The organism is Mycobacterium sp. TH-M82 (genome assembly GCF_057473605.1).
In genome coordinates this window covers 1-4,460 of record NZ_JBYCKY010000606.1, presented here as the reverse complement: position 1 = coordinate 4,460, position 4,460 = coordinate 1, and the positions used below count along the sequence as shown (strand labels likewise).

Sequence of the window (4,460 nt, the reverse complement as noted above, 5' to 3'; positions counted from 1 at the left end):
CTACACCGCACACCGGCCAGCTGTCTCCAAAGCACGAGCGGTCAACCAACTCCAAGCCCTCGGCTACCGCGTCACCCTCGAACCACTCGCCCAACCCGCCTAACCCCACCACAGGCTTCGGTCACCTGTTGTGGTCACCGAATTTTCGTGTCAGATAGGAAGCGTCGCTCGATCACCGTCTCGTCATGAAGCGAAGTAAATTGGAGAAATTATGACGAGTTTATGTTTATCAGACCAAGCTGTGTGTGCGCGACATCAACGCTGATTTTATCCGCGGTGGCGAGCACTAGCGGTAATATGTGGTCCCGGACTTTCGACTCCGAATATGTGATCGACGGTGCTGAAACTTGGACTCCGGCAACCGTATCCCCGTTGCGACTCCGGATCGGTGCTGCCACCGAGCGCACACGATAATCATGTGAGTGATCGACGATGCAATAGCCCTGCGACTTCACCCGACGTAACTCGACGGCTAATTCGTCTCGCGAAACGATGGTTCCGCTGGTATATGCATACGATTCCAGCGGTACCGTGCGCAGGTATTCTTCTTGCCTCGCGGCCGGTAAACCTGCGAGCAGCACTCGGCCCATTGCAGTCCCAGCTGCCGCCATTCTGGTGCCAGGCAAAATCGTTACAGACATTATTCGGCGGACTTGCACTCGCGCGACATAGACGATGTCGAAGCCATCCAGAATGCATACCGACGACGATTCGTTGATCGTCGCCGACAACTCCGTCAGATGGGGTTGCGCCAGGTCGGGCAGTGACAAACTGGAGAGGTAGCTAGACCCGAGTTCGAGCACTTGTGGGGTCAGCCAGTAATGCGTGCCATCAGTGGCGACGTACCCAAGCTCCACGAGGGTGTGCAGAAATCGCCGTGCTGCCGGTCGGGATAAGCTGCACCGCCGAGCGATGTCGCTGATGGTTTGCCGAGGATGTTCGTCGCTGAAGGCGCGGATAACGTTGAGCCCACGCGCTAATGACTGGACGTAAGCACCAGATGCCGAGGGGGGTCCGGAACCATCTTGCTCCACTGTCATGATCCGTTGGCACCCATCCCGAGACTCGATTTCGCCCTGTGGTCTGACGAACGTAGTTGTCATGCTAACCCGGATTTTGCATGAGGCTTGGTGAAGGGGGTGGGCCTTCCCGCGTTTGATGTGCAACTCTCTTCTTTGCGAAGGTGCAGATTGTGGCGAACAAGTACGACCCGGAGACCTAGGGATCCACTGATTTTTGGGTGGGTCGGTGGGTCGGCTGGTCTGGGTGGCCGGTGTCAGGAAATGATCGCAGGTCATGAACACCGCGTAGCCCAGTTTCACCGACATCGAATACGGCAACCGGCGGCGGGTTTCTCGCCGGGAACAGTTCCTGGCCACGATGGATGCCGCGATCCCGTGGGATGTGTGGGTGGGGCTGATTGAGCCGCACTACTACACCGAGGCGGCGGGCAAGCGGGGCCGCAAGGCCAAGCCGATCGAGTCGATGCTGCGGATGTATCTGCTGCAGGTGTGGTTTTCGCTGTCGGATGAGGGCGTGGAGGAGGCGATCTATGACTCCTATGCGATGCGCCGGTTCATGGGGCTGGACTTCGCTGTCGAGCAGGTACCTGATGCGACCACGCTGCTGGGGTTTCGCCACCTTCTTGAGGAGCACAAGCTCGGGGAGAAGCTGTTCGCCGCGCAGAACCAGATCTTCGACAAGGAAGGCTGGATCATGCGCGGGGGCAGCATCATCGACGCCACGATCATCGCCGCGCCGTCCTCGACCAAGAACGCCGCCGGTGCCCGTGATCCGGGTATGCACCAGACCAAGAAGGGCAACCAGTGGTACTTCGGCATGAAGGGCCACATCGGGGTCGACTGCCGGCACCGGGTACGTCAACAAGGTGACCGCCACACCGGCAAACATCCATGACCTGGACGAGGCGGTCAACCTGGTGCGCGATGACGACGAGGTGGTCTACACCGATTCGGGCTACCAGGGCGCGCAGAAGCGTCCCGAGATCGCCCAGGACGAGCACAAGTCGAAGATCCAGTGGCGGGTGGCTGCCCGCAAGACCCAGCTCAAGACGATGCATCCCGTTGATCGGGCGATTGAGACCCGCAAGGCGTCGGTGTGGGCCAAGGTCGAGCATCCGTTCTTGATTATCAAACGCGACTTCGGGTTCACCAAGACCCGCTACCGCGGAGTCACCAAGAACCTCAATCATTTACATGTGCTGTTCGCCTCGGCGAACTGGCTGATGCGCACCCGCGCCGTCACCCTGATGGGGTGACGGCCAGGCACCGGCCTGCCCAAAACCGGCCAAGCAAGACCCCCAACCGGGGCTACGGGCCGGCACAGGCCACCACGACGGCCCGCCACGGCACCGGCAGCCCCAAATGGCGCATTGATCAGTGCATCCCTAGGCGCTCGACGTTGGTGAGGTCCCGACACCGGCGCCGATGCGTTGACTTTAGCTTGCCAGTACCCACATAATGATCGCGGCTCGTACGGATGTACGTAATGCGTACGCTACGGTGGTACTTCGTCGGCGAACGCTGGCTTCGCCGAAACCGCCCACCCCCGTAATGGCACACAACGATGGGGGTTTAGACCACGACCCGATGCCCAATAGCAGGAAGGCGGTTGAACCGCGTGATGTCGGAAGAGCGGCCCACGGTGACCGGCTTACTCACACACTTGGCCGAGGTTGACGACCGGGGTGTCTACTTCGAGGAGTCGTTCACCGGCTGGCGCGACCACATCCGCCACGGCGCCGCGATCGGGGCGGCGCTGCGAGAACATCTCGATCCGACACAGCCGCCGCACGTCGGGGTGCTGTTGGAGAACACCCCGTTTTTCTCGGCCCTGCTAAGCGCCGCCGGAATTTGCGGAATCGTGCCAGTGGGCCTCAACCCGGTGCGTCGCGGCGCGGCGCTCGCCCGGGACATACAACACGCCGACTGCCAGCTGGTGCTGGCCGACTCAAAATCGGCCGCGGTGCTGGGCGACATCGCACATATCAACGTCGATTCCGTCGACTGGGCCGACGAGGTGGACGGTTACCGGAATGCCGAGATGCGCTTTATGTCTGCCCAAGCAAGCGACCTATTCATGCTGATATTCACCTCGGGAACCAGCGGGGAACCGAAGGCCGTAAAGTGCAGCCACGGCAAGGTCGCGACTGCCGGTGTGATGATCGCCGACCAGTTTGCGTTGGGCCAAAACGACGTCTGCTACGTGTCGATGCCGTTGTTCCACTCGAATGCTATACTGGTTGGTTGGGCGGTGGCTGCCGCCTGCCGCGGTTCAATTGCATTGCGGCGCAGGTTTTCTGCTTCGCAGTTCTTTGTTGATGTCCGGCGTTACGGCGCCACCTACGCCAGTTACGTCGGTAAACCGTTGTCGTACGTCCTTGCGACTCCCGAGAATCCCGATGACGCAAACCACCCGCTACGCGCCGTGTACGGCAATGAGGGCGCACCCACCGATATCGAAGGCTTCGCCCGCAGATTCGGCTGTGTCGTCGTCGACGGGTACGGCTCCACAGAGGGTGGGGTAGCGATCAGCCGCACGCCGGACACTCCTGCGGGCGCTCTTGGCCCGCTACCCGCGGGTGTTGACATCATCGATGTCGACACGGGCCAAAGCTGCCCACCTGACCGGACCGGCGAACTGGTGAACATCGACGGGCCGGGCGGCTTCGAGGGTTACTACAATGACCCGCTTGCCGAATCGGAGCGGATGGCGGGCGGCGTCTACCACACCGGTGATCTGGCCTACCGCGATGCGGATGGATACGTGTACTTCGCTGGTCGGCTGGGCGATTGGTTGCGGGTCGACGGCGAAAACCTTGGTACAGCGCCCATCGAGCGGGTCCTGCTACGGTACCCAGGGGTGACCGAGGCCGCGGTGTACGCGGTGCCCGATCCGGTGGTGGGTGATCAGGTAATGGCCGCGTTGGTGATGGACCCGGCCATCGAGTTTGACGTCAATGAATTCCGGCTGTTCCTCGCCAATCAGCTAGACCTAGGGCCGAAGCAGTGGCCGTCCTACGTCCGGATCAGCACGGCACTGCCGCGGACCGCTACGTTCAAGGTGTTAAAGCGTGAGCTTTCGGCCGAAGCCGTCGACTGCTCCGATCCGGTGTGGCAGATAAAGGGTCGGCGCATTCGTGCGGAGTGACCGTAAGGTCTGACAGACTTGAGGCGTTTCAACCGGTCCGACCCAACTTAACACTCCACTTGCCGCCGTCGAAGCCGGAAAAGACTCACTTTTCGACGAGAAGGCTCTTGGTTAGCATCGAACCGAGAGAGGCGCGTGGTCCAGAAGGCTTGCCCTATGTGGAGGGCGGGATCGGCATGGCCCGCGTGAGTGTGGTCCGGAACATGTCAAGGCTGGTGAGACAGTTTCTTACGCGGATTTGATGAGTGCTTCGGGGGTTGGTTGGTTGATCCAGGCGACGGTGGGCAGTT

At 60.9% G+C, this 4,460-nt stretch carries 4 protein-coding genes; 3 read left to right on the top strand and 1 reads right to left on the bottom strand.

Annotated features, from left to right (window positions below):
* Positions 1–209: 209 nt before the first annotated feature.
* Complete coding sequence (locus tag AC2VON_RS18030) at positions 210–1,040, bottom strand: IclR family transcriptional regulator domain-containing protein (protein WP_486954178.1); 831 nt, start codon at positions 1,038–1,040, stop codon at positions 210–212.
* Positions 1,041–1,380: 340 nt separating this feature from the next.
* Here AC2VON_RS18030 and AC2VON_RS18025 point away from each other — a divergent pair, with 340 nt between their 5' ends.
* The 3 genes from AC2VON_RS18025 to fadD17 all read left to right on the top strand — a co-directional run bounded on the left by AC2VON_RS18025 (position 1,381) and on the right by fadD17 (position 4,170).
* Positions 1,381–1,917 (top strand): IS5 family transposase, encoded by a 537-nt coding sequence (locus AC2VON_RS18025; RefSeq protein WP_486954177.1) that lies wholly within the window; start codon positions 1,381–1,383, stop codon positions 1,915–1,917.
* Positions 1,889–2,278, top strand: a complete 390-nt coding sequence (locus AC2VON_RS18020; RefSeq protein ID WP_486954176.1) for a transposase — start codon at positions 1,889–1,891, stop codon at positions 2,276–2,278. Before AC2VON_RS18025 ends, AC2VON_RS18020 begins: the two co-directional genes overlap by 29 nt.
* Before the next feature lie 365 nt (positions 2,279–2,643).
* On the top strand, positions 2,644–4,170 hold the full coding sequence (fadD17, locus tag AC2VON_RS18015; RefSeq protein WP_486954179.1) for a long-chain-fatty-acid--CoA ligase FadD17: 1,527 nt from the start codon (positions 2,644–2,646) through the stop codon (positions 4,168–4,170).
* The last annotated feature ends 290 nt before the right edge of the window (positions 4,171–4,460 follow it).

What these genes read in the sequence shown, in the direction of transcription:
- AC2VON_RS18030 (WP_486954178.1), bottom strand. Translation starts at nt 1,040, where the DNA reads ATGACAGTGGAGCAAGATGGTTCCGGACCCCCCTCGGCATCTGGTGCT.
- AC2VON_RS18025 (WP_486954177.1), top strand. Translation starts at nt 1,381, where the DNA reads ATGGATGCCGCGATCCCGTGGGATGTGTGGGTGGGGCTGATTGAGCCG.
- fadD17 (WP_486954179.1), top strand. Translation starts at nt 2,644, where the DNA reads ATGTCGGAAGAGCGGCCCACGGTGACCGGCTTACTCACACACTTGGCC.